20 protein-coding genes, 2 tRNA genes and 1 rRNA gene are annotated in these 20,953 nt (G+C 49.6%); 19 read left to right on the top strand and 4 right to left on the bottom strand.

The window, feature by feature from the left end; translation table 11 throughout:
- Window positions 1-25 precede the first annotated feature (25 nt).
- Together ABID13_RS11070 and ABID13_RS11065 are read left to right on the top strand one after the other, a co-directional pair.
- On the top strand, window positions 26-1,504 hold the full coding sequence (locus tag ABID13_RS11070) for a C40 family peptidase (RefSeq protein WP_416390419.1): 1,479 nt from the start codon (window positions 26-28) through the stop codon (window positions 1,502-1,504).
- A gap of 45 nt (window positions 1,505-1,549) precedes the next feature.
- The gene (locus ABID13_RS11065) at window positions 1,550-1,687 is read left to right on the top strand and encodes a hypothetical protein (protein WP_156199993.1); all 138 of its coding nucleotides are present in this window, start codon (window positions 1,550-1,552) and stop codon (window positions 1,685-1,687) included.
- An 82-nt stretch (window positions 1,688-1,769) separates the two neighbouring features.
- On the opposite strand, the gene hpf is transcribed toward ABID13_RS11065, so the two are convergent.
- From hpf to ABID13_RS11050, 3 genes are all read right to left on the bottom strand, one after another.
- On the bottom strand, window positions 1,770-2,300 hold the full coding sequence (gene hpf, locus ABID13_RS11060) for a ribosome hibernation-promoting factor, HPF/YfiA family (protein WP_007869210.1): 531 nt from the start codon (window positions 2,298-2,300) through the stop codon (window positions 1,770-1,772).
- Window positions 2,301-2,878: 578 nt separating this feature from the next.
- Window positions 2,879-3,379, bottom strand: coding sequence for a CarD family transcriptional regulator (locus ABID13_RS11055; RefSeq protein WP_040417408.1), 501 nt, complete (start codon window positions 3,377-3,379; stop codon window positions 2,879-2,881).
- A 103-nt stretch (window positions 3,380-3,482) separates the two neighbouring features.
- Complete coding sequence (locus ABID13_RS11050; protein ID WP_007869208.1) at window positions 3,483-3,686, bottom strand: cold-shock protein; 204 nt, start codon at window positions 3,684-3,686, stop codon at window positions 3,483-3,485.
- Window positions 3,687-4,314: 628 nt separating this feature from the next.
- On the opposite strand from ABID13_RS11050, the gene secA reads away from it, so the two are divergent.
- The 5 genes from secA (at window position 4,315) to ABID13_RS11025 (ending at window position 10,530) form a co-directional block, all read left to right on the top strand.
- Window positions 4,315-6,888 (top strand): preprotein translocase subunit SecA, encoded by a 2,574-nt coding sequence (secA, locus tag ABID13_RS11045; RefSeq protein WP_007869207.1) that lies wholly within the window; start codon window positions 4,315-4,317, stop codon window positions 6,886-6,888.
- Window positions 6,889-6,949: 61 nt separating this feature from the next.
- Window positions 6,950-8,087 (top strand): peptide chain release factor 2 gene (gene prfB / locus ABID13_RS11040; protein WP_117452023.1). Its coding sequence is split into 2 segments (ribosomal slippage): window positions 6,950-7,024 and window positions 7,026-8,087, totalling 1,137 coding nucleotides; the frame shifts between segments, so codons are not numbered across the junction.
- Window positions 8,088-8,321: 234 nt separating this feature from the next.
- Complete coding sequence (locus ABID13_RS11035; protein WP_007869203.1) at window positions 8,322-8,765, top strand: ACT domain-containing protein; 444 nt, start codon at window positions 8,322-8,324, stop codon at window positions 8,763-8,765.
- Window positions 8,766-8,846: 81 nt separating this feature from the next.
- Window positions 8,847-10,088 (top strand): homoserine dehydrogenase, encoded by a 1,242-nt coding sequence (locus ABID13_RS11030; protein WP_048928940.1) that lies wholly within the window; start codon window positions 8,847-8,849, stop codon window positions 10,086-10,088.
- 91 nt (window positions 10,089-10,179) lie between these two features.
- On the top strand, window positions 10,180-10,530 hold the full coding sequence (locus ABID13_RS11025) for a DUF2752 domain-containing protein (protein WP_007869192.1): 351 nt from the start codon (window positions 10,180-10,182) through the stop codon (window positions 10,528-10,530).
- Window positions 10,531-10,550: 20 nt separating this feature from the next.
- On the opposite strand, the gene ABID13_RS11020 is transcribed toward ABID13_RS11025, so the two are convergent.
- The gene (locus ABID13_RS11020; RefSeq protein WP_007869190.1) at window positions 10,551-11,003 is read right to left on the bottom strand and encodes a DUF4190 domain-containing protein; all 453 of its coding nucleotides are present in this window, start codon (window positions 11,001-11,003) and stop codon (window positions 10,551-10,553) included.
- Between the two features lie 179 nt (window positions 11,004-11,182).
- On the opposite strand from ABID13_RS11020, the gene ABID13_RS11015 reads away from it, so the two are divergent.
- The 12 genes from ABID13_RS11015 to ABID13_RS10960 all read left to right on the top strand — a co-directional run.
- The gene (locus ABID13_RS11015; protein WP_048928939.1) at window positions 11,183-13,327 is read left to right on the top strand and encodes a Tex family protein; all 2,145 of its coding nucleotides are present in this window, start codon (window positions 11,183-11,185) and stop codon (window positions 13,325-13,327) included.
- Window positions 13,328-13,332: 5 nt separating this feature from the next.
- Window positions 13,333-13,758: a tRNA (adenosine(37)-N6)-threonylcarbamoyltransferase complex ATPase subunit type 1 TsaE gene (gene tsaE, locus ABID13_RS11010; protein WP_040417433.1), complete on the top strand. Its 426-nt coding sequence runs from the start codon at window positions 13,333-13,335 to the stop codon at window positions 13,756-13,758.
- Window positions 13,758-14,510 (top strand): tRNA (adenosine(37)-N6)-threonylcarbamoyltransferase complex dimerization subunit type 1 TsaB, encoded by a 753-nt coding sequence (gene tsaB / locus ABID13_RS11005; RefSeq protein ID WP_007869183.1) that lies wholly within the window; start codon window positions 13,758-13,760, stop codon window positions 14,508-14,510. The genes tsaE and tsaB overlap by 1 nt, the downstream gene beginning before the upstream one ends.
- Before the next feature lie 13 nt (window positions 14,511-14,523).
- Window positions 14,524-14,973 (top strand): ribosomal protein S18-alanine N-acetyltransferase, encoded by a 450-nt coding sequence (gene rimI / locus ABID13_RS11000; protein WP_007869181.1) that lies wholly within the window; start codon window positions 14,524-14,526, stop codon window positions 14,971-14,973.
- 180 nt (window positions 14,974-15,153) lie between these two features.
- Window positions 15,154-15,396, top strand: coding sequence for a hypothetical protein (locus ABID13_RS10995; RefSeq protein ID WP_007869178.1), 243 nt, complete (start codon window positions 15,154-15,156; stop codon window positions 15,394-15,396).
- Between the two features lie 141 nt (window positions 15,397-15,537).
- Window positions 15,538-17,223 carry a vWA domain-containing protein gene (locus ABID13_RS10990; RefSeq protein WP_048928938.1) on the top strand — a complete coding sequence of 562 codons (1,686 nt, stop codon included), beginning with the start codon at window positions 15,538-15,540 and terminating at the stop codon, window positions 17,221-17,223.
- A gap of 199 nt (window positions 17,224-17,422) precedes the next feature.
- Window positions 17,423-18,334 carry a ribonuclease Z gene (locus tag ABID13_RS10985; RefSeq protein ID WP_007869173.1) on the top strand — a complete coding sequence of 304 codons (912 nt, stop codon included), beginning with the start codon at window positions 17,423-17,425 and terminating at the stop codon, window positions 18,332-18,334.
- Window positions 18,335-18,358: 24 nt separating this feature from the next.
- Window positions 18,359-19,393 (top strand): tRNA (adenosine(37)-N6)-threonylcarbamoyltransferase complex transferase subunit TsaD, encoded by a 1,035-nt coding sequence (gene tsaD / locus ABID13_RS10980; RefSeq protein ID WP_045091519.1) that lies wholly within the window; start codon window positions 18,359-18,361, stop codon window positions 19,391-19,393.
- A gap of 5 nt (window positions 19,394-19,398) precedes the next feature.
- Complete coding sequence (gene ispD / locus ABID13_RS10975; protein ID WP_048928937.1) at window positions 19,399-20,142, top strand: 2-C-methyl-D-erythritol 4-phosphate cytidylyltransferase; 744 nt, start codon at window positions 19,399-19,401, stop codon at window positions 20,140-20,142.
- A 156-nt stretch (window positions 20,143-20,298) separates the two neighbouring features.
- Window positions 20,299-20,384: transfer RNA gene (locus tag ABID13_RS10970), tRNA-Ser, on the top strand.
- 65 nt (window positions 20,385-20,449) lie between these two features.
- Window positions 20,450-20,538, top strand: a tRNA-Ser gene (locus tag ABID13_RS10965).
- A gap of 216 nt (window positions 20,539-20,754) precedes the next feature.
- Window positions 20,755-20,953, top strand: a 16S ribosomal RNA gene (locus tag ABID13_RS10960); the annotation flags it as partial.

The raw sequence follows: 20,953 nt of genomic DNA, 5'->3' as shown, positions 1-20,953 counted from the left end.
GGATACGGTTCAGATGAAGAATTGGATGAAAATACTGGCTGTGAGCAGTGCGTGCAGCTGTGTCTTTGCAATTCCTGCTATGGCATCCACCAATCTGGAGACAGGTTCCTCACTGGCAGGCATATCCGTGGCCCTGAACAACTTCTATGCAGGTAATACGGAGCCGGAGAAACAGCTGGCATCCATCTATTCCGATATAGAGACTAGGGCCGGAAAGAATCAGGGCGGCGGAGGAAACAGTAAGAGTACATCAGCCGGGGACAGCCAGGACTCCTCCGAAGCGGACGCTTCAGTAGGCCAGGCTGCCCAGGCGGCGCAGGCACCCGAAGAAACAAAGGCATCAAAATCATCAGCCTATGACAATGTGGCGGTTTCCAAGGTCAACGGTTCTGTAAATATCCGGACCGAAGCCAATACCGCCAGCGGTGTTACAGGCAAGATCTTTAATGATTCCGCTGCCACCATCCTGGATACCGTGGATGGGGAAGGCGGTAAATGGTATAAGATACAGTCCGGCTCAGTGACCGGCTACATAAAGGCAGAATATTTTGTGACCGGGCAGCAGGCGGAGGCCAAGGCCAAGGAGGTGGGAACCACCTACGGTACCATCGTGGGCACGCCCAGCCTGCGCCTAAGGGATACGCCCAACCTGGAAGGCAAGACCCTGACCCTTCTCTCAGAGGGGGCCCACTATGTGGTCACCGGGGAGGAGGGGGATTTCCTGAAGGTTTCCGTGGATTCGGATCTGGAGGGATATGTGTTTAAGGAATACATGAAGACCAGTGTGGAGTTTAACAAAGCCGTGTCCGTGGAGGAGGAGAAGGCGAAAGCAGCGGAGGAAGCCAAGCGCAAGGAAGATGCGGAAAAAGCTATCAAGGCGCTGGAGGAGGCTAAGAAGAAGGAAGCTGAAAAGAAGACCACGGAAGCCACCACCAAAGCCCAGAAGACCACGGAAGCTCTTACCACTGCCGCACCTAAGAAAGAGGAGACAAAGGGAACGGATCCGGTAGTCCAGACCATAGCGGCTAATCCGGAGAACGGCAATGACAGCACTGTGGCCGCGCCTACCACCCAGAAAGCCACAGAGAGCACCCAGTCCAAGGGACCGGGTTCACCGGGGACCTCGTCCTCCGAAGTGGTATCTGCGACCAGGAATGCGGTGGTGGCCTATGCAAAGCAGTTCCTGGGCAATCCTTATGTGTACGGTGGGACAAGCCTTACAAGCGGTGCTGACTGTTCCGGATTTACCCAGAGCATCTTCTCTCATTTCGGCATCAGCACGGGAAGAAGCTCCAGGGACCAGGCGGCCAGGGGAAAGACGATCTCCGTCAGCGAGGCAAAGCCGGGAGACCTGCTGTTCTATGCCAGCGGCGATTATATCAATCATGTGGCGCTTTATATCGGAGGCGGACAGGTCATTCATGCCAGCAATCCTACCACCGGTATCTGTATCTCGCCTGCGAATTACAGGACGCCGTGTAAGGCTGTTACGTTCCTGGATTGATGGTTATTGAGTAAAGCCCAGGGGTGAAGGAAGGCTGCAGCAGATATGGGAATGATGAACCATGTCGGCTGCGGCTTTTTTGCAATTATAATGGGATCAAAAAATAAATGGGACAGCCATCCATTGGCAAGGTATACAAGGGACGCCATGTCTGCCATGAAGGGGGCAGGGTATGGCCTGTAGGGCTAAAGCGAGATAGAGATAAGGGATACATATTAAAAGCCGGCAGCTGCATCACACAGCTGCCGGCTTGTCCATTCTATGATCAGAATTCCGGTTCGATCAATCCGTAGGTTCCGTTCTTGCGCTTGTAAACCACGTTCACCTGGTCGGTGTCTGCGTTTAAGAAGACGTAGAAGTTATGTCCCAGCATCTCCATCTGCAGGCAGGCTTCTTCGGGAATAGTTGGCTTGATGGCGAATTTCTTGGTTTTAACGATCTGTATCTCGTCATCCTGAATCTCATCCTCTTCCTCGATAAATGCCTGGGAGAAGGAAACTGCCGCCTGTTTCTTGTCAATCAGTTTCTTTCTATATCTCCGGATCTGACGTTCGATCACTTCTTCCACCAGATCAATGGATACATACATATCGGTACTTGATTCCTCAGCCCGGATGGTATTGCCCTTGACTGGGATGGTCACTTCAATCTTTTGCCTGTCTTTCTGCGCGCTCAGCGCAACGATTACTTCGGTGTCCGGAGTGAAGAAATGTTCCAGCTTGCCTATCTTCTTTTCAACGGCAGCCTTCAAACCTGGAGTTACCTCAATATTTCGTCCTGTTATGGTATAACGCATAATCACCAACTCCTTTACTTGAGATAGTGACATTATAACATATTTAGTATAAAATTACAATCAGATCCTATAAATTGCCTAACAATTTATCTTAATTTTTTATAAAAATAATCTTCAAACCATGTGGATAAGTATTGAATTACTAATAGAAACCATTCAAAAATGTCAAGAGTAAACCATGTATTTTCTCCCGAAATACGCAAGTTTATTAGAAGTGTACAAAAATAAAATTTATGTTAAGGCCAGGTAAAGTTTGAAAGCAAAAACTTATAAACCTGTGGATAATGTGGATAAGTCGGTGTATAACTAAATTTTGCCTTAAAATGGACAAACTGGGATGTGGATAACTTTGGGGGTAATGTGCATAAACTTCTGGGGATAATGTGGACAGGTAAAAAATCGAACACATTTTTTGTGCAATGTGCTTGGTTGACCATAAGTATGGACAGAATACTAAGCTGAAGCGGCTTTGTTTAAAGAAAAAGGACAACCGCCTCCTATTAGGAGACGAGTTGTCCTGAAGCGATAAGATATCCATGCCTGATATCGTATGTCAGCCGATTGGGATATCTTAATACTTAACAAATGCAGCCGGTTAGATCGTGTATATAGCCAGGTACCGTATCCGGACATATATCCAATGCGGCGGCTAACTCACCAAAGAGTAATCTTCGGGCATTGTTAACACCATCTTTTTCACGGATATTTAAAACCCTCCCTTTACTTTTTCGGGATTGTTCCATCTGCGTTATTTCCTTGATCATTGCAGCTAATTCTGTACAACTTCCGGATTGGAATATCTGTTTGTAAATTTGAGGGCGCTCTTTGTCATTCTTATATCCCCTGCACTTGACATAGGGCCAGGATAATATGAAGTTTTGCGCCTCGCCTTTTGTCATAATATCACGCATCATTACTTTGTTCGTGTCTACAGGAATGCTGATTGTCCTGTTAGACTCAAACTTTGGAATTAAACGGTAATATAATTTGTCATTATCTGAGAAGTCGGTCTTTGATATAGCATCCACCCGGCAGACGCCTACGGTTCCATAAAATATAAAATCTCCTTTTTTAAACAGGTTACCACCTTTCTGAACAGATTCTGCTCAATCATTTAACGGGGATTGTTTAATGGTGCGTATTTTTCTATACAGGACCGTCAGGCCTTTTTCTTAACTAATACTATGCTGCGCAGACATTAACGGCCTGCAGACCGCGATTGCCGTTGGTAATGTCAAAGGTTACGGATGCACCGTCCTCTAATGACTTAAAACCATCGGAAGCGATTCCTGAAAAATGAACAAATATGTCCTCGCCATTTTCTGCATTAGTGATAAAACCAAATCCTTTTTGTGAGTTAAACCATTTAACTGTACCTTTATTCATGAAAGATACCTCCTGATATTTTATTATACCTTTTGATAAAATAAAAAAATCACATATTTTTGTAAACCATCATAGGAATAATGACTTACAAAAACATGTGAAATCAGAATCTTATAAAAAATATAAATTCAGTATACCCTTGTTTTGAGTCATTGTCAAGATAAATAATAAATTGTTTGTGAATGAATTAAATAGGGGATCAAAGGGAAGGAGTATGTAAAAAGAGGATGGGATGGGACCGCACCCGCGTAGATTCATGTTATTTTATATCATGTTATACGGTCCCGGGAGGCACAGAAAAGTGACACGGAAACTGGAAAACCTTGTAATACCGTTGATTTTATGTCCAAAATGTTAATTTTTCATTAACCCGTTGAATAAATTCCTTCCAAGTGCTACAATAAGTAAGATTGTATCATAGGCGGAGTATTTGCAGTATTTTATCTGGAAAGCCCCATAGCGGGCATTGTGGAAAGATAAGGAATAAACTGGAATCAGAGGGCAGATAATATAAGTACTGCGATGCAGTACGGGGCATGGACACAGCTGTGCCTGCAAATGCTGCACATACAGGCGCTGGTTGAAAATTAGTTTCTATTATATAAGGAAGAAGTTAGGAGAGTATACCATGAACGTAATTGAAAAGGTGTTCGGGACTCACAGTGAAAGAGAACTGAAGATGATAAGGCCAATCGTGGCAAAGATTGAAAGCATGCGTACTGACATGATGGCCAAGTCAGATGAGGAACTGCGCGACCAGACCAGGATCTTTAAAGAAAGGCTGGCTGAGGGAGCCACACTGGATGACATTTTGCCGGAGGCATTTGCCACTGTTCGGGAAGCGGCAAGAAGAACCCTGAATATGGAGCATTTCCCTGTACAGCTGATTGGTGGTATTGTTCTTCACCAGGGCCGTATTGCCGAGATGCGTACAGGTGAAGGTAAGACGCTGGTTTCCACCTGTCCTGCCTATCTGAATGCGTTAAAGGGCAAGGGCGTGCAGATCGTTACGGTCAATGACTACCTGGCAAAGCGTGATGCCGAGTGGATGGGCCAGGTACACCGTTTCCTGGGACTGAGCGTAGGCGTAGTGCTTAACGACATGAACAGCGAGGACCGCAGGGCGGCATATGCCTGCGATGTTACCTATGTTACCAATAATGAACTGGGATTTGACTATCTGCGTGACAACATGTCCATTTACAAGGAGCAGCTGGTTTTAAGGGATCTGGACTACTGTATCATTGATGAGGTTGACTCCGTATTGATTGATGAGGCCAGGACTCCTCTGATCATTTCCGGTCAGAGCGGCAAGTCCACCAAGCTGTATGAGGTCTGCGATGTGCTGGCCCGCCAGCTGGAGCGCGGCACTGTTTCCAAGGAGTTTTCCAAGATTGATGCCATTATGGGCGAGGAGATCGAGGAGACAGGCGACTTTGTTGTGGATGAGAAGGATAAGGTTGTGAACCTGACCGAGCAGGGCGTAAAGAAAGTGGAGGAATATTTCCACATCGAGAACCTGGCTGATCCCGAGAACCTGGAGATCCAGCATAATATCATTCTGGCACTGCGCGCCAACAACCTGATGTTCCGTGATAAGGACTATGTTGTAAAGGATGATGAAGTTCTTATTGTAGATGAGTTTACAGGCCGTATCATGCCGGGCCGCCGCTATTCAGACGGTCTTCACCAGGCCATCGAAGCCAAGGAGCATGTGAATGTGCGCCGTGAGAGCCGTACACTGGCTACTGTTACGTTCCAGAACTTCTTTAATAAATACACCAAGAAGTCAGGTATGACTGGTACTGCCCAGACCGAGGAGAAGGAGTTCCGTAACATCTATGCCATGGATGTTATCGTCATCCCCACCAACCGTCCTATGGTCCGTAAGGATATGGAGGATGCGGTATACAAGACCAAAAAGGAAAAATATAAAGCAGTGGTTGAGGAAGTTGCAAAGGCGTATGAAAAGGGCCAGCCGGTGCTGGTTGGTACCATTGCAATTGAGACTTCCGAGCTGCTTAGCAAGATGCTGAACAAGCGCGGCATCCAGCATAAGGTGCTGAACGCCAAGTTCCATGAACTGGAGGCTGAGATCGTAGCAGATGCCGGTATCCACGGATCCGTGACCATTGCCACCAATATGGCGGGCCGTGGTACGGATATTAAGCTGGATGAGGAAGCCAAGGAACTGGGCGGCCTTAAGATCATCGGTACGGAGCGCCATGAGTCCCGCCGTATTGACAACCAGCTGCGCGGCCGTTCCGGACGTCAGGGAGATCCCGGTGAATCCAGATTCTATCTGTCGCTGGAAGATGACCTTTTAAGACTCTTTGGATCAGACAGGCTGATGGCCATGTTTGAGGCCATGGGTGTACCGGAAGGCGAGCAGATCGAGCACAAGATGCTTTCCAATGCAATTGAGAAAGCACAGATGAAGATAGAGAGCAACAACTTTGGTATCCGCGAGCAGCTGCTTAAGTTCGATGAAGTGAATAATGAGCAGCGTGAGGTTATCTATGCTGAGCGCCGCAAGGTACTGGACGGCGACAACATGCGCGACCTGATCCTTAAGATGATCACGGACACGGTGGAGAATGCGGTTGATATGTCTATTTCCGATGATCAGTCACCGGACAAATGGGACCTGAAAGAACTGAATAACCTTCTTCTTCCGGTGATTCCGCTGAAGCCGGTCATTTTAAATGATGATCAGAAGAAATCCATGAAGAAGAATGAGTTAAAGCATAACCTGAAGGAAGAAGCCATTAAGCTTTACGAAACAAAAGAGGCTGAATTCCCGGAGCCGGAGCAGATCCGTGAGATCGAGCGCGTGGTCCTGTTAAAGGTGATCGACAACAAGTGGATGGCCCACCTGGATGATATGGACGCGCTGCGTGAGGGCATTGGCCTTCAGGCTTACGGCCAGAGAGATCCGGTGGTGGAGTACAAGATGCAGGGCTATGAGATGTACGAGTCCATGATGGCATCCATCCAGGAGGATACGGTGCGTATCCTGTTCCACATCAGGGTGGAGCAGAAGGTAGAGCGTGAGCAGGCTGCCAAGGTAACGGGCACCAACAAGGATACTTCCCTGGCAAGCGCTCCAAAGAAGCGGGCCGAGCAGAAGATCTACCCCAATGATCCGTGCCCATGCGGTTCCGGCAAGAAATATAAGCAGTGTCACGGAAGGATCAAATAAAGACCGAAGTGAAGGAATACAGATTCAGATATCAAATAATAATATGAAAGTGGGTGAAGCTGTGGTAGAGTTAGATAATTTTAAATATACATTATCAACGTATGACAAACCATTAGTGGAAGTGAGGGATTCACTTTGACCTGGATAATAAGGTCAGACGAATCGATGAATTAGATAAATCCATGGAAGAGCCCGGATTTTGGGATAATCCTGAGAAATCCACCAGAATGGTGCGGGAAGCCAAGAATCTGAAGGACGAAGTGGAGACATTCAGGGAACTGGAGCAGGAGTATGACGATATCCAGGTCATGATACAGATGGGATATGAGGAAAATGACGCGTCCCTGATCCCTGAAATTGAGGAAATGCTCAGTCATTTTGCAGAGACCCTGGAGAAGATGCGCATGAAGCTGCTTCTCTCCGGCGAATACGATGCCAACAACGCCATCCTGCGCCTGAACGCGGGGGCGGGCGGCACGGAGTCCTGCGACTGGTGCAGCATGCTGTACCGGATGTACTGCCGGTGGGCAGAGAAAAAAGGCTTTAAGACAGAGGTGCTTGACTTCCTGGACGGAGACGAGGCCGGCATTAAATCCGTTACCGTACAGATCAACGGAGAGAATGCCTATGGTTATCTGCGCTCTGAACACGGAGTGCACCGCCTGGTGCGTATTTCACCCTTTAACGCGGCGGGCAAGCGCCAGACATCCTTTGTGTCCTGCGATATCATGCCGGACATTGAGGAGGATATTGATATAGAGATTAATCCGGATGATATCCGTATTGATACCTACCGCTCCAGCGGCGCAGGCGGACAGCACATCAACAAGACTTCTTCTGCGATCCGTATCACCCATTTTCCCACGGGAACTGTGGTGACCTGCCAGAATGAGCGTTCCCAGTTCCAGAACAAGGATAAGGCCATGCAGATGCTGAAATCCAAGCTGTTTATGCTTAAACAGGAGGAACAGGCGGCCAAGGCAGCCGGGATCCGCGGTGATGTGAAGGAGAATGGCTGGGGAAGCCAGATCCGCTCCTATGTGCTCCAGCCGTATACCATGGTCAAGGATCACCGGACCGGGGAGGAGAGCGGCAATGTAGATGCTGTGCTGGACGGAGGGCTGGATCCCTTTATCAGCGCATACCTGCGTTGGATGAGCCTGGGGTGCCCGAATAAGAATGATGTGCCGGAAGACTGATATCATGTGCAGGAATAGGGCGGCGGTCCCATGTTGAAGAAGAATCATAATAAGCAGCCATGTCAGAGCGGTGTACGCCCTGTCTGGCTGCTTTTTAACGTTTCCTCCTTCTTGTGCGGGAGAAAATACAGGAAAGTAGTTGCATTTAAAAGAAAAGTATGCTAATATCTTCCTCATGAGTACAGATGTATTCCTAATACGGACATAAATGCTGACCTATGAAAGGATTGGAGAATGGAAGATAAAAGCAAATACTTTGTGGTAAAGCAGAAGGCAGTGCCGGAGGTCCTCTTAAAAGTAGTGGAGGCGAAAAAGCTCCTGGAAACAGAGCGCGCCATTACAGTGCAGGAGGCAACGGATAAGGTGGGAATCAGCCGCAGTTCCTTTTATAAATATAAGGACGACATTTTCCCCTTTTATGATAATACCAAAGGCAAGACCATTACACTGGTGGTGCAGATGGATGACGAGCAGGGGCTGCTCAGTGACCTTCTTCATGTGGTAGCGGTGTACAGGGCTAATATCCTGACCATTCACCAGAGTATTCCGGTTAACGGTGTGGCGACCCTTACTCTCAGTGTGGAGGTTAGGGACAACACAGGCAATGTGTCCAGCATGATCGATGAGCTGGAGGTCCTGGATGGAATCCACTATGTAAAGATACTTGCAAGAGAATAGAGATGCCTTAAGGGCAAAGATGAAGTTTGAGACGCGTCCGGGCAGGGACCTGGAAAATAAAACACAGGGAGTGTAAGGATTATGATCAAGATAGCAATTATGGGTTATGGAACCATTGGTTCCGGCGTGGCAGAGGTGCTGGAGCAGAACAGGGATGTGATCGCAAAGCAGGCGGGACAGGAGGTGGAGTTAAAATATGTCCTGGATCTGAGGGAATTTCCCGACAGCCCGGTGGCGGACAGGATCGTCCATGATTTTAAGGTGATCGAACAGGACGAGGAGATCAACATCGTGGTGGAGACCATGGGCGGTCTGAATCCCGCCTATCCTTTTGTAAAAGCCTGCCTTTTGGCCGGCAAGCATGTGGCCACCTCCAACAAGGCGCTGGTGGCTGCTTACGGCACAGAGCTTCTGGCCGTTGCACGGGAGAAGGGCGTGAATTTCCTGTTTGAGGCCAGTGTAGGCGGAGGAATCCCCATTATAAGGCCCTTATACCGCTGTCTGATGGGGGAACGGATCGAGGAAATTACAGGTATTTTAAACGGAACCACCAACTTTATTCTTGCCAAGATGGATAAAGAGGGTGAATCCTTTGAGAACGCCCTGAAGGAAGCGCAGAACCTGGGATATGCGGAACGCAACCCGGAGGCTGACGTGGAAGGACATGACACCTGCCGAAAGATTGCCATTCTGACAGCCATGGCAACTGGACGGGAAGTGAACTTTGAGGATATTTATACGGAGGGGATTACCAGGATCACGGATATTGATTTCAAATATGCGGAAAAGATGGGGACCTCGGTGAAGCTTTTTGGCTCCAGCCGTATGGCGGGAGGCAAGGTTAATGCCTTTGTTGCTCCGGTGATGATCCAGAAGAATAATCCCCTGTATTCTGTCAATGATGTGTTTAACGGGATCATGGTAAAGGGAAATATGCTGGGAACCTCCATGTTCTATGGAAGCGGGGCAGGAAAGCTTCCAACAGCCAGCGCGGTTGTGGCGGACATCATTGAGGCTGCCCAAAACCTGGAGCGCAGCCTGGCCGTGGGCTGGAGCAGTGAAAAACAGGCCATCGAGTCCATGGACCTTGCCAGGTTCCGCTATTTTGTCCGGGTAGCAGGCTCTTACCGCAATAAGGAAGAGGATATCAAGCGCATCTTCGGCAAGGTGGAGGTCGTGGAGCTTTACGGCATGGATGAATTTGCTGTGCTCACTGCTGAGATGAGTGAGGGCGAGTTCAAGGCAGCTGCCGTGGCCTACGACAGTGCGGAGCAGGCGCGCTCTGATTACGGAATCAAGCAGATGATCCGGGCCATGATATAATACCGCGTGGAGCAATACCGCGTGGGACAATACCGCATAGTGCGATGCAATGCGGGCCGGCCGGAGATTATGCTTTAGAGGAAAGGACTTCATGGAAACACTGATTCAATGGATCACAAGGCAGGGGCTTCCCTGCCTGTTTCAGCTTATAACAGGATTATACTGCCCGGGATGCGGAGGCACCAGGGCGGTGAGGGCGCTGCTTCATGGGAATCTGAGGATGAGTTTTCAGTATCATCCCCTGATTCTTTACGCTGTGCTGGTCCTCACCGTGGAACTTATCAGCTTTGCCCTGTCCAGGGCATTAAAAAACCCCAGATGGTATCTGGGGCATGAGACGCTGTTTGTGTACATTGCGGCAGGGATTGTGGTGGTAAACTGGATCTATAAAAATGTGATGCTGGTATTCTTTGGCATCGACCTGCTGCCGCTGTGGAGTTAGCGGTCTGTCCTGCCGGTTCCTTAAAAATGGATCCAGGAGGAACCGCCTGACAAGTGCATCTGCTGGTTGAGCTGCTGCTGCAGGTAGTTGATGTACTCATTGAATTTAGGTCCCAGTTCAGGGTCGCTGAGGACTTCGTAATAGCGGAGCAGCAGATAGAAAAAGAAAAAGGTCAGGGCAATGGCAATGGCGCTCAGCACAAGGCCCGCGATGGCCCGGGCGCTGAAATCCTTTTTACCGCTCACATCCGCGTTCCTGGACATGAAAGCCAAGACGATCCCAAGTACGCCGCAGATCAGGCCGGTAGAGGAATTGCTGCTGCTGATCAGGGAAGCCGGAAAATAAAAGAGGCTGCAGATCAGGCCTGTGATGCCTGCAATCATGGAACAGGTAGCCAGACGCTCAGCGGAAGTTGAATTCTTCTGCTGGTTATTTGCATTGGGCTTTCGCTTATTTAAAGTATTATTCATCATTCTGAACAAATGCCTTTCTGTAAATTCTTACGGTCATATTCTAATTGTTATCCTGCTTATTTTATCACGAAATGCCCCACCTGTCCAGATGAAGACAATTCCATTGTAAGAGAACTTGCATAAGAAGACCCAATGCACTATAATAAAACAGTTAGATTACAGATATGTGAGGTTGATCCATGGATATTATTAAGAAACTGGCGGAAGAACTAAATATCGGCCGCCATCAGGCAGAAGCGGCTGTGAAGCTGATCGATGAAGGAAATACCATTCCCTTTATCGCAAGGTACCGCAAGGAGGTTACCGGCTCCCTGAATGATGAGGTGCTGCGTAATCTGGATGAGCGGCTGAGATATCTGCGCAACCTGGAGGAACGGAAAGCCCAGGTGATTGCATCTATCTCCGAACAGGAAAAGCTCACTCCTGAGCTGGAGCTTAAGATAAAAGAAGCACAGACCCTGGTGGCTGTGGAGGATCTATACAGGCCCTATAAGCCAAAACGCCGTACCAGAGCCATGATCGCAAAGGAAAAGGGCCTGGAACCACTGGCGGACACCATCAGCTTACAGATGACAAAGGAACCCCTGGAACTTGTGGCTGCCGCCTACATTTCAGAGGATAAGGGCGTGCTTTCGGCAGCGGATGCCATTCAGGGGGCCAAGGATATTCTGGCCGAGCGCATTTCGGACAACGCGGAGTACCGCACTTATATCAGGAATGCCACCATGAATAAGGGAGTGATCCAGTCCGCGGCCAAGGATGAGAAGGCCCAGTCCGTCTATGAGATGTACTATAACTACGAAGAGCCGGTGAAAAAATGCGCAGGGCACAGAATCCTTGCATTAAACAGGGGAGAGAATGAGAAGATCCTGACGGTGAAAATTGCTGCGCCTGAGGATCAGATCCTGATGTACCTTGAAAAGCAGACCATTGTCAGGGACAACCCCTATACCACTCCTTTGCTGAAGGAAGTGGCGTCTGACAGTTACGCAAGGCTTATCGGACCGTCCATTGAAAGGGAGATCCGCAGCGAGCTGACGGAACGTGCTGAGGAAGGGGCGATCAAGGTATTTGGAAAGAACCTGGAGCAGCTTCTCATGCAGCCTCCCATTGTGGGCCGTGTGGTCCTGGGGTGGGATCCTGCGTTCCGCACAGGCTGCAAGCTGGCCGTGGTGGACAGCACGGGGAAGGTGCTGGATACGGTCGTGATCTATCCCACCGCGCCCCAGAATAAGGTGGCGGAGGCCAAGAAGATCCTGAAGGATTTTATCCGAAAATACAACATTTCCCTGATCTCCGTTGGAAACGGAACCGCATCCAGGGAATCGGAACAGATCATCGTGGATCTTTTAAAGGAGATCAAGAAGCAGGTCCAGTATGTGATTGTCAATGAGGCAGGGGCTTCCGTCTATTCTGCAAGCAAGCTTGCTACAGAGGAGTTTCCGGCCTTTGATGTGGGACAGAGAAGTGCGGTTTCCATTGCAAGGCGCTTACAGGATCCGCTGTCCGAACTGGTGAAGATCGATCCCAAATCCATTGGCGTGGGACAGTACCAGCATGATATGAACCAGAAGCATCTGGGAGAAACCCTGGAAGGCGTTGTGGAGGACTGTGTGAACAAGGTGGGCGTGGACCTGAACACGGCGTCCGCTTCCCTGCTGGAATATGTTTCCGGAATTAACAAGACCCTGGCAAAGAATATTGTGGCTTACAGGGAGGAGAACGGTGCATTTAAGAACCGTAAGCAGCTTCTTAAGGTGGCCAAGCTGGGTCCCAAGGCATTTGAGCAGTGCGCAGGTTTTATGAGGATCGCAGGGGGAGAGAATCCTCTGGACGGTACCAGCGTGCATCCGGAGAGCTATGAGGTGGCGAAAAAGCTGCTTGAGACACTGGGATATGACCTGGCAGAACTGAACCAGGGCGGCCTTAAGGGAATCAGCAGGAAGATTACGGATTACAGGAAGATGGCAGAACGGCTGGAAGTGGGCGAGATCACCCTGCGGGATATTGCAGGGGAACTGGAAAAACCCGCAAGGGACCCCAGGGATGAGATGCCAAGGCCTATTCTCAGAAGCGACATTCTGGAGATGAAGGATCTGAAGCCGGGGATGGTGTTAAAAGGAACCGTGAGAAATGTAATTGATTTTGGCGCCTTTGTGGATATCGGTGTGCACCAGGATGGTCTGGTACATATCTCACAGATGACGGACAAATATATTAAACATCCTCTTGAGGCAGTGAGCGTGGGGGACATTGTGGATGTGAAGATCATCAGCGTGGACCTTGCCAAGAAGAGGATCGCCCTTACCATGAAAGGAATTTGACAATGATGGTGTATGAGACATGGAAACCGGAGGACACATATGAACTGGGGAGGAAAATGGGGCAGGAGGCCGTACCGGGCCAGATTGTCTGCTTAAACGGCGACCTGGGAGTGGGGAAGACTGTATTTACTCAGGGCTTTGCACAGGGCCTTGGAATTGATGAGCCGGTGAACAGCCCCACGTTTACCATTGTCCAGCAATATGATGAGGGCCGGCTTCCACTGTATCATTTTGATGTATACCGCATCGGGGATATCAGTGAGATGGATGAGATCGGATATGAGGACTGCTTTTTTGGGGAGGGAGTCTGCCTGATTGAGTGGTCCGGCCTGATCCGGGACATACTGCCCGATCATGTAACCCAGGTGACCATTGAGAAGGATCTGGAAAAGGGTTTTGATTACAGACGTATTCTGGTGGAGGAAAATTGATGAGAGTTTTAGGCATTGAGAGTTCATCTTTGGTGGCCAGTGTTGCTCTGGTGACCGATGACATTTTAACAGCTGAATATACCGTGGATTTTAAAAAGACCCATTCCCAGACCTTGCTTCCCATGCTGGATGAGATCGTAAAGCTTCTGGACCTGGACCTGGGCACCCTGGATGCCATTGCAGTGGCAGGCGGTCCGGGTTCCTTCACAGGTCTGCGCATCGGGGCGGCCACGGCGAAGGGATTGGGACTGGCCCTTAAAAAGCCTTTGATCCATGTTCCCACTGTAGACGCCATGGCATATAATATGTGGGGGGCAGCCGGCCTTGTGTGCCCTATTATGGATGCCAAGAGAAGCCAGGTGTACACCGGGCTGTACCGGACGGAGGATGGCCTGGAGGTGCTGATGGAACAGTGTCCCATGGATATGAGGGAGCTGGCCCGGCTTTTAAACCGAAAGGGTGAGAAGGTTATATTCCTGGGTGACGGAGTACCTGTGTATCAGAAAATCATTGAGGAGGAGATGCAGGTACCCTATGTATTTGCGCCGCCTCAGATGAACCGCCAGAGAGCGGCCTGCGTGGCTGCGTTGGGGATGGGGGCCCTTGGGGAAGATCCTGCGTATAAGGGCGCACATGTGGTAAGTCCGGAGGAATTTACACCGGAATATCTGAGAAAACCCCAGGCAGAGCGCCAGAGGGAGGCAGAGGCTTCTGAGCAGGGAGCGGCCAAAAAGCTGCCCGGAGATTATTAATGGGAGTGGAAGCATGGAATTGATTACAGGGGTACGCCCCATGATTGGGAAGGACATCGAGGAGGTGGCACGCCTGGAGCGGGTGTGTTTTTCAGAGTATTGGTCTGAAAACCTGATCCGTTCCGGTCTGGACAGCAGGCTGGACACTTATTTTGTGTATCAGGATCATGACCGGATTTTGGGATACTCCATTATCAGGGTTCTGGCGGACGAGGGAGAAATCCAGCGGATCGCCGTTTATCCCAATTACCGCAGGCAGGGGATCGCGAGGAAACTCATGGATGCCATGGTTTCATTTTCCAAAACCAGAGGCGTACGGGCCATTGCCCTGGAGGTACGGGAGAGCAATGAGGGAGCCAGAAAGCTTTATGAATCCTACGGTTTCCGGCAGGAGGCCGTGCGCAAGGGGTACTACCACAGCCCTCAGGAGGATGCGGTCATCATGTGGAATCGGGAAATTTGAAACAATTTCCACTTAAAATATGAATATTTTGTGTATATAATGAAGGGGAATCGGACATTCCTCTTCATTTTTTTCTTTAAGGCAGCAAGCACATGGCTTTATAGGCCGCGGCAGCTGGTTAGGTAAAGATTTAAGGGGATGGATGAAAGGACACGATGAAAGAGAAAGGCGAGGGTTCATATGAAGAGGTACAATAGAAACGGGCAGCTGGAGGCAGTCCTTTGCAACTGCTGCGGAAAGAAGCTGGTCGTGGAGCACGGGATCATCCGGGAAGGCTCCATTGGTATTGACCATGCATGGGATTATTTTTCTGAAAAAGATGGACAGATCCATCATTTTGATTTGTGTGAAGACTGTTATGATGAAATGATATCCGGATTTAAACTTCCGGTGGAAACAGAAGAGCAACTGGAATTACTATAAGTTTTTGTAAGGATTAAGTACGAAATCTTAGGCTTTCTTTATGCTTTTATTAAGCCTATTGCAACGCTCCTCCTTTTTTGATATGTTGGGATCACAACAGGAAAATGCTGCCGGCAGGGTAGCACAAAGGAGGAGATTATTATGAAAAAAGGAGCCGGATGGATCTGCCTGCTTATGGCAGTTTTTGCGGCCGCAGGTCTCTTGGGCGGGTGTGCCGCAGGAGGACAGAAGGAAGCAGCGGCCACGGCAGCCCTTTCCGCCACAACGGTTTCGCCTGCCTATGATACGGCAGAAGCAGCGGAAACCTGGGCTGCCGCCGGCAGGGACAGCGGTTTCCCGGCCCCGGGACAAAAAATCGGGGAGGACAGCCGCCGGCCGGTACACAACACGGAGGAATACCGTTATTATCCGGAGAATCCCTTTATGTCCGTGGCCGATGCGCCGCTATCCACCTTTGGGGCGGATGTGGATACTGCATCCTACGCCAACATCCGCAGGATGATCCTGGATGGCGACCGGGTGCCTGAGGACGCGGTGCGGATCGAAGAAATGCTTAACTATTTTTACTATGACTATCCAAAACCCAAGGAAGGGGAGCCGTTTTCAGTTACCGCCAGGCTGGCCCAGTGCCCTTGGAATGACAAGCATGATCTGCTTCAGATCGGCCTTCAGGCTGAGAAGTTAGATGAAGGCACCATGCCAAAGTCCAACCTGGTTTTTTTGCTGGATGTATCCGGATCCATGGAGGCGCCTGACAAGCTGGATCTTGTAAAACGGGCATTCCTGATGATGACGGAATATCTGAAAAGTGACGATACCATTTCCATAGTAACCTATGCCTCCGATGACAGGATCGTTTTGGACGGCGCTGCCGGTGAAGACAGGTTATCCATCATGACAGCCATTGAGAATCTCTCGGCCGGAGGCAGCACCCACGGTTCCAGGGGCATAGAGACAGCTTACCAGCTGGCGGAAAAGCATTATATTGAAGGCGGCAACAACCGGGTTATCCTTGCCACTGACGGAGACTTAAATGTGGGGATCACAAGCGAGGGCGGCCTGACACGGCTGATCAAGGACCAAAAGGACAGAGGTGTATTCCTGTCAGTTCTGGGATTTGGAACAGGCAATTTAAAAGACAACAAGATGGAAGCCATGGCAGATAACGGCAACGGACAATACTCCTATGTGGACAGTATTGCGGAGGCCAGAAAGGTTTTGGTGGAGGAAATGGGCGGCACCCTTTTTACGGTTGCCAAAGACGTGAAGTTCCAGGTGGAATTCAATCCCGCCAGGATTAAAGGATACCGTCTGATCGGCTATGAGAACCGGGTGATGGCAGACCAAGACTTTGAGGATGACACCAAGGACGGAGGAGAGATCGGGGCAGGACACAGGGTAACGGTTCTGTATGAACTGATCCCCGCTGACTCCAGGGAACTGATTCCGGAAACCAGCCTCAAATACCAGACGCGGCCCAAGGAGACATCCCAGGCGCCGGACACGGATACGCCGCCTGCCTATGACGATGAGTGGCTCACCATAAAGATCCGCTACAAACAGCCGGACCAGGACAGGAGCGGCCTGTTGGAATATCCGGTAAAGGATGACAGCTTCCACACCCAGATGCCGGAGGATATGGTGTTTGCCTCCTGTGTGGCTGAAACAGGTCTTCTTTTGAAATCATCGGAATATGCATCCAATGCCTCTTACGCATCTGTGATCAGCAGGCTCCAGGATCTAAAACGTATAAAAGAAGATGACTACAGCAATGAATTTTTATATCTGGTAAAACGAGTTGCAGCTGCAGCCGATCAATCCCGGTAGGGAATCATATCATAGGATCCAGAGGTCCGGAGGTTTAATCCCGGGTCCTCTGGACTTTTTTATTTCCTATCTTCCATAACTTTTTCAGCCCTACTTGATTATTCCTAATAAAATGTGATATGATTTCCTGAGTTAATACGTATCAGAGCGTTCCAAAAATGGATTTTCATACACGCTCCAAGAAAAATGAGGAAATAATATGTTAGATATTTGTTTATTAGGAACCGGAGGCATGATGCCTCTTCCATACAGATGGCTTACCTCCATGATGGCCAGATGCGGGGGAAGCAATTTGCTCATAGACTGCGGTGAGGGAACCCAGATCGCACTGAAGGAGAAGGGATGGAGCCCGAAACCCATTGACATAATCTGTTTTACCCATTATCATGCGGACCATATCAGCGGCCTGCCGGGCCTGCTTCTTACCATGGGCAATGCTGAGCGCAGGGAACCCCTGACCATGATCGGGCCCAAGGGCCTTGAGCGGGTGGTGACGGCTCTCAGGACCATAGCCCCGGAACTGCCTTTTCCATTGCAGTTCATAGAACTTACCGAGAACAGGGAACGCATGGAAATGGGCCCTTATGTGATAGATGCCTACCGGGTCAACCACAATGTGATCTGCTACGGCTATTCCATTACCATACCGAGAAAAGGACGTTTTGATGTGGAGCGGGCCAGAGCCCAGGACATTCCCCAGAAATTCTGGAACCGGCTGCAAAAGGGCGAGGAGATCGAGTATGAGGGGCGGCTTTTGACCCCGGATATGGTTCTGGGAGAAGAACGCAGGGGGCTTAAGGTTACCTACTGTACAGACACCAGACCGGTGCCGGTGATCGCCGAGTATGCTTCCATGGCAGATCTTTTTATATGCGAGGGAATGTACGGTGAAAAGGAAAAGGCGGTCAAGGCAAAGGAAAACAAGCATATGACATTTTATGAGGCCGCGGCCCTGGCCAAAGAGGCACAGCCAAAGCAGATGTGGCTCACCCATTACAGCCCGTCCCTGATCAAGCCGGAGGAGTATATGGATGAGGTGAGAAGCATTTTCCCCCGTGCCAAAGCGGCCAGGGATGGCTGGACCGCCGAACTTGAGTTTGATGAAGAATAATGTCCTATTAGTGGAGATGGAAAAATGATGGATCATACATTAGAAGATATATTAATACTTGCAATTGAGAGTTCCTGTGATGAGACGGCTGCTTCTGTGGTGAAAAACGGAAGGACCGTGCTGTCCAATGTGATCTCATCCCAGATCAGCACCCATACCATATATGGAGGAGTGGTCCCTGAGATCGCCTCCAGGGAGCACATTAAGGCGATCAATTATGTGATCCAGCGGGCCCTGGCAGAGGCAGGCGTGACTTTGGAGGACCTGACCGCCATTGGGGTGACCTATGGACCCGGGCTGGTGGGGGCATTGCTGGTAGGGGTGGCAGAGGCTAAGGCCATTGCATACGCAGCCGGAAAGCCCTTGATCGGGGTTCACCACATCGAAGGCCATGTATCAGCCAATTTTATAGAGAATCAGGACCTGGAACCGCCCTTTGTGTGCCTGATCGTATCCGGAGGCCATACTCATCTTGTGATTGTAAAGGATTATGGGGAATTTGAAATTATCGGACGTACCAGGGATGATGCTGCCGGGGAAGCCTTTGACAAGGTGGCCAGGGCGGTTGGGCTGGGATATCCCGGCGGCCCTAAGGTGGACAAGGCAGCCAGGGAGGGAAATCCCCATGCCATGGAGTTTCCCCGTGGAAAGGTAGAGGGAGCGCCCTATGATTTCAGTTTCAGCGGCCTTAAGTCAGCTGTGTTGAACCACATTAATCACATGCGCATGACCGGGCAGGAGATATATGTGCCTGATCTGGCAGCCTCTTTCCAGAACTCCGTGGTGGAGTCCCTGGTAAGCAGGGGAATACTGGCGGCCAGGGAATACGGCTACAAGAAATTAGCCATAGCCGGGGGTGTTGCATCCAATACCGCTTTGAGAAGCGCCATGGCAGAGGCATGTGAAAGGGAAGGGATCCGGTTCTATCACCCGTCCCCTATTTATTGTACGGATAATGCCGCCATGATCGGCGTGGCTGCATATTATGAGTATCTGAAGGGAAATGTCTCAGGCTGGGATCTGAATGCGATTCCCAATCTTAAGCTTGGAGAACGGTAGGAGATATGAATAAGAAATATTGTACCGCTGTGGTGCTGGCAGCCGGAAAGGGCGCCAGAATGGGGACACAGACCGCAAAGCAATACCTGGAAATCGGGGGAAAGCCTGTGGTGGTCCATGCCCTTGAGGCATTTCAGGCTTCCCCTTTGATTGATGAGATCATCCTGATGACAGATGCGCAGCATGTTGGATACTGTTCAAGGGAAATGATCCCTGCGTATGAGCTGAGTAAGGTTTCCACCGTGGGGGCGGGGGGGAGCGAACGGTATGAAAGTGTGTGGAAAGCGCTCTGCACCGTGATGGACCGGGATGAAAAGGAAGATGAGGGACTATGGGCAGACAGGAAAAACGGCTATGTATTCATACATGATGGAGCACGTCCCTTTGTGACAACGGATATCATTGCACGCGCTTATGAGGATGTATGCCGCTGGGATGCCTGTGTGGTGGGGATGCCTGTAAAGGATACCATCAAACGAGTGGATGAGAAGGGCTTTGTGGTGGACAGTCCCAACCGCAGCCTGATCTGGCAGGCCCAGACCCCTCAGGTATTTTCCGTACCCCTGATCACCAAAGCCTTTGAACGCCAGTTAAGGGAGGACTGCACCCATGTGACAGATGATGCCATGGTGGTGGAGGCGCAGATGGGGGTGAGGGTACACATGACAAACGGCAGTTATGAGAACATAAAGATCACCACTCCGGAGGACCTGCTCATAGCGGAAGCAATATTAAAGAAAAAAAGATAAAAAAAGTGTTGACTTCTGTCGAAATACGTGATAGACTAATCGAGTTGCCGCTGAAGAGCAGCAAGACAAAAAACACTGACAAAAAAGTTTTTTGAGAAAAATCAAAAAAACACTTGACAAAACTGCTAAAGTCCTGTAATATTGAAAAGCACGTTTGGAGAGATATCGAAGTGGTCATAACGAGGCGGTCTTGAAAACCGTTTGTCCGCAAGGGCGCGTGGGTTCGAATCCCACTCTCTCCGCTGCAGACGGATTTGTATGATTTGCCTGCGAGAATATAATATAATAAGTAACAAGATTCAACCAAGCAGAAGTACCCAAGAGGTTGAAGGGGCTCCCCTGGAAAGGGAGTAGGTCGTTAGTAGCGGCGCGAGGGTTCAAATCCCTCCTTCTGCGTTCGGCGTTTGAACGGGACAAGATAAGATCTGGTCCGGCCCAAGCGTCATGTACCTTTACAATTGAAGACTGAATAATACACAAACCCTGAAAATTCTAAAAACAAAAGGTCTGGTTTAGACCTTTGGATTTGAGAAAATTCGGAACAAAACCAAGTAATGAAGGTTAAAGATAACTATAGCCAAGCTAAGTAGTCTAAGACCAAGAATCAACTTTTAATTTGAGAGTTTGATCCTGGCTCAGGATGAACGCTGGCGGCGTGCCTAACACATGCAAGTCGAACGAAGCAATCAGAATGAAGTTTTCGGATGGATTTCTGATTGACTGAGTGGCGGACGGGTGAGTAACGCGTGGATAACCTGCCTCACACTGGGGGATAACAGTTAGAAATGGCTGCTAATACCGCATAAGCGCA

The organism is Enterocloster citroniae, from assembly GCF_040545455.1.
Lineage (GTDB): Bacteria > Bacillota > Clostridia > Lachnospirales > Lachnospiraceae > Enterocloster > Enterocloster citroniae.
The sequence above is the reverse complement of the archived record's forward strand: the minus strand, read 5'-3'. Positions and strand labels throughout refer to the sequence as shown.

Excerpts from the sequence above, each read along its gene's own strand:
- ABID13_RS11070 (WP_416390419.1), top strand. The coding sequence starts at position 26 with ATGAAAATACTGGCTGTGAGCAGTGCGTGCAGCTGTGTCTTTGCAATT.
- ABID13_RS11065 (WP_156199993.1), top strand. The coding sequence starts at position 1,550 with ATGGGAATGATGAACCATGTCGGCTGCGGCTTTTTTGCAATTATAATG.
- hpf (WP_007869210.1), bottom strand. The coding sequence starts at position 2,300 with ATGCGTTATACCATAACAGGACGAAATATTGAGGTAACTCCAGGTTTG.
- ABID13_RS11050 (WP_007869208.1), bottom strand. The coding sequence starts at position 3,686 with ATGAATAAAGGTACAGTTAAATGGTTTAACTCACAAAAAGGATTTGGT.
- secA (WP_007869207.1), top strand. The coding sequence starts at position 4,315 with ATGAACGTAATTGAAAAGGTGTTCGGGACTCACAGTGAAAGAGAACTG.
- ABID13_RS11035 (WP_007869203.1), top strand. The coding sequence starts at position 8,322 with ATGGAAGATAAAAGCAAATACTTTGTGGTAAAGCAGAAGGCAGTGCCG.
- ABID13_RS11030 (WP_048928940.1), top strand. The coding sequence starts at position 8,847 with ATGATCAAGATAGCAATTATGGGTTATGGAACCATTGGTTCCGGCGTG.
- ABID13_RS11025 (WP_007869192.1), top strand. The coding sequence starts at position 10,180 with ATGGAAACACTGATTCAATGGATCACAAGGCAGGGGCTTCCCTGCCTG.
- ABID13_RS11020 (WP_007869190.1), bottom strand. The coding sequence starts at position 11,003 with ATGATGAATAATACTTTAAATAAGCGAAAGCCCAATGCAAATAACCAG.
- ABID13_RS11015 (WP_048928939.1), top strand. The coding sequence starts at position 11,183 with ATGGATATTATTAAGAAACTGGCGGAAGAACTAAATATCGGCCGCCAT.
- tsaE (WP_040417433.1), top strand. The coding sequence starts at position 13,333 with ATGGTGTATGAGACATGGAAACCGGAGGACACATATGAACTGGGGAGG.
- tsaB (WP_007869183.1), top strand. The coding sequence starts at position 13,758 with ATGAGAGTTTTAGGCATTGAGAGTTCATCTTTGGTGGCCAGTGTTGCT.
- rimI (WP_007869181.1), top strand. The coding sequence starts at position 14,524 with ATGGAATTGATTACAGGGGTACGCCCCATGATTGGGAAGGACATCGAG.
- ABID13_RS10995 (WP_007869178.1), top strand. The coding sequence starts at position 15,154 with ATGAAGAGGTACAATAGAAACGGGCAGCTGGAGGCAGTCCTTTGCAAC.
- ABID13_RS10990 (WP_048928938.1), top strand. The coding sequence starts at position 15,538 with ATGAAAAAAGGAGCCGGATGGATCTGCCTGCTTATGGCAGTTTTTGCG.
- ABID13_RS10985 (WP_007869173.1), top strand. The coding sequence starts at position 17,423 with ATGTTAGATATTTGTTTATTAGGAACCGGAGGCATGATGCCTCTTCCA.
- tsaD (WP_045091519.1), top strand. The coding sequence starts at position 18,359 with ATGATGGATCATACATTAGAAGATATATTAATACTTGCAATTGAGAGT.
- ispD (WP_048928937.1), top strand. The coding sequence starts at position 19,399 with ATGAATAAGAAATATTGTACCGCTGTGGTGCTGGCAGCCGGAAAGGGC.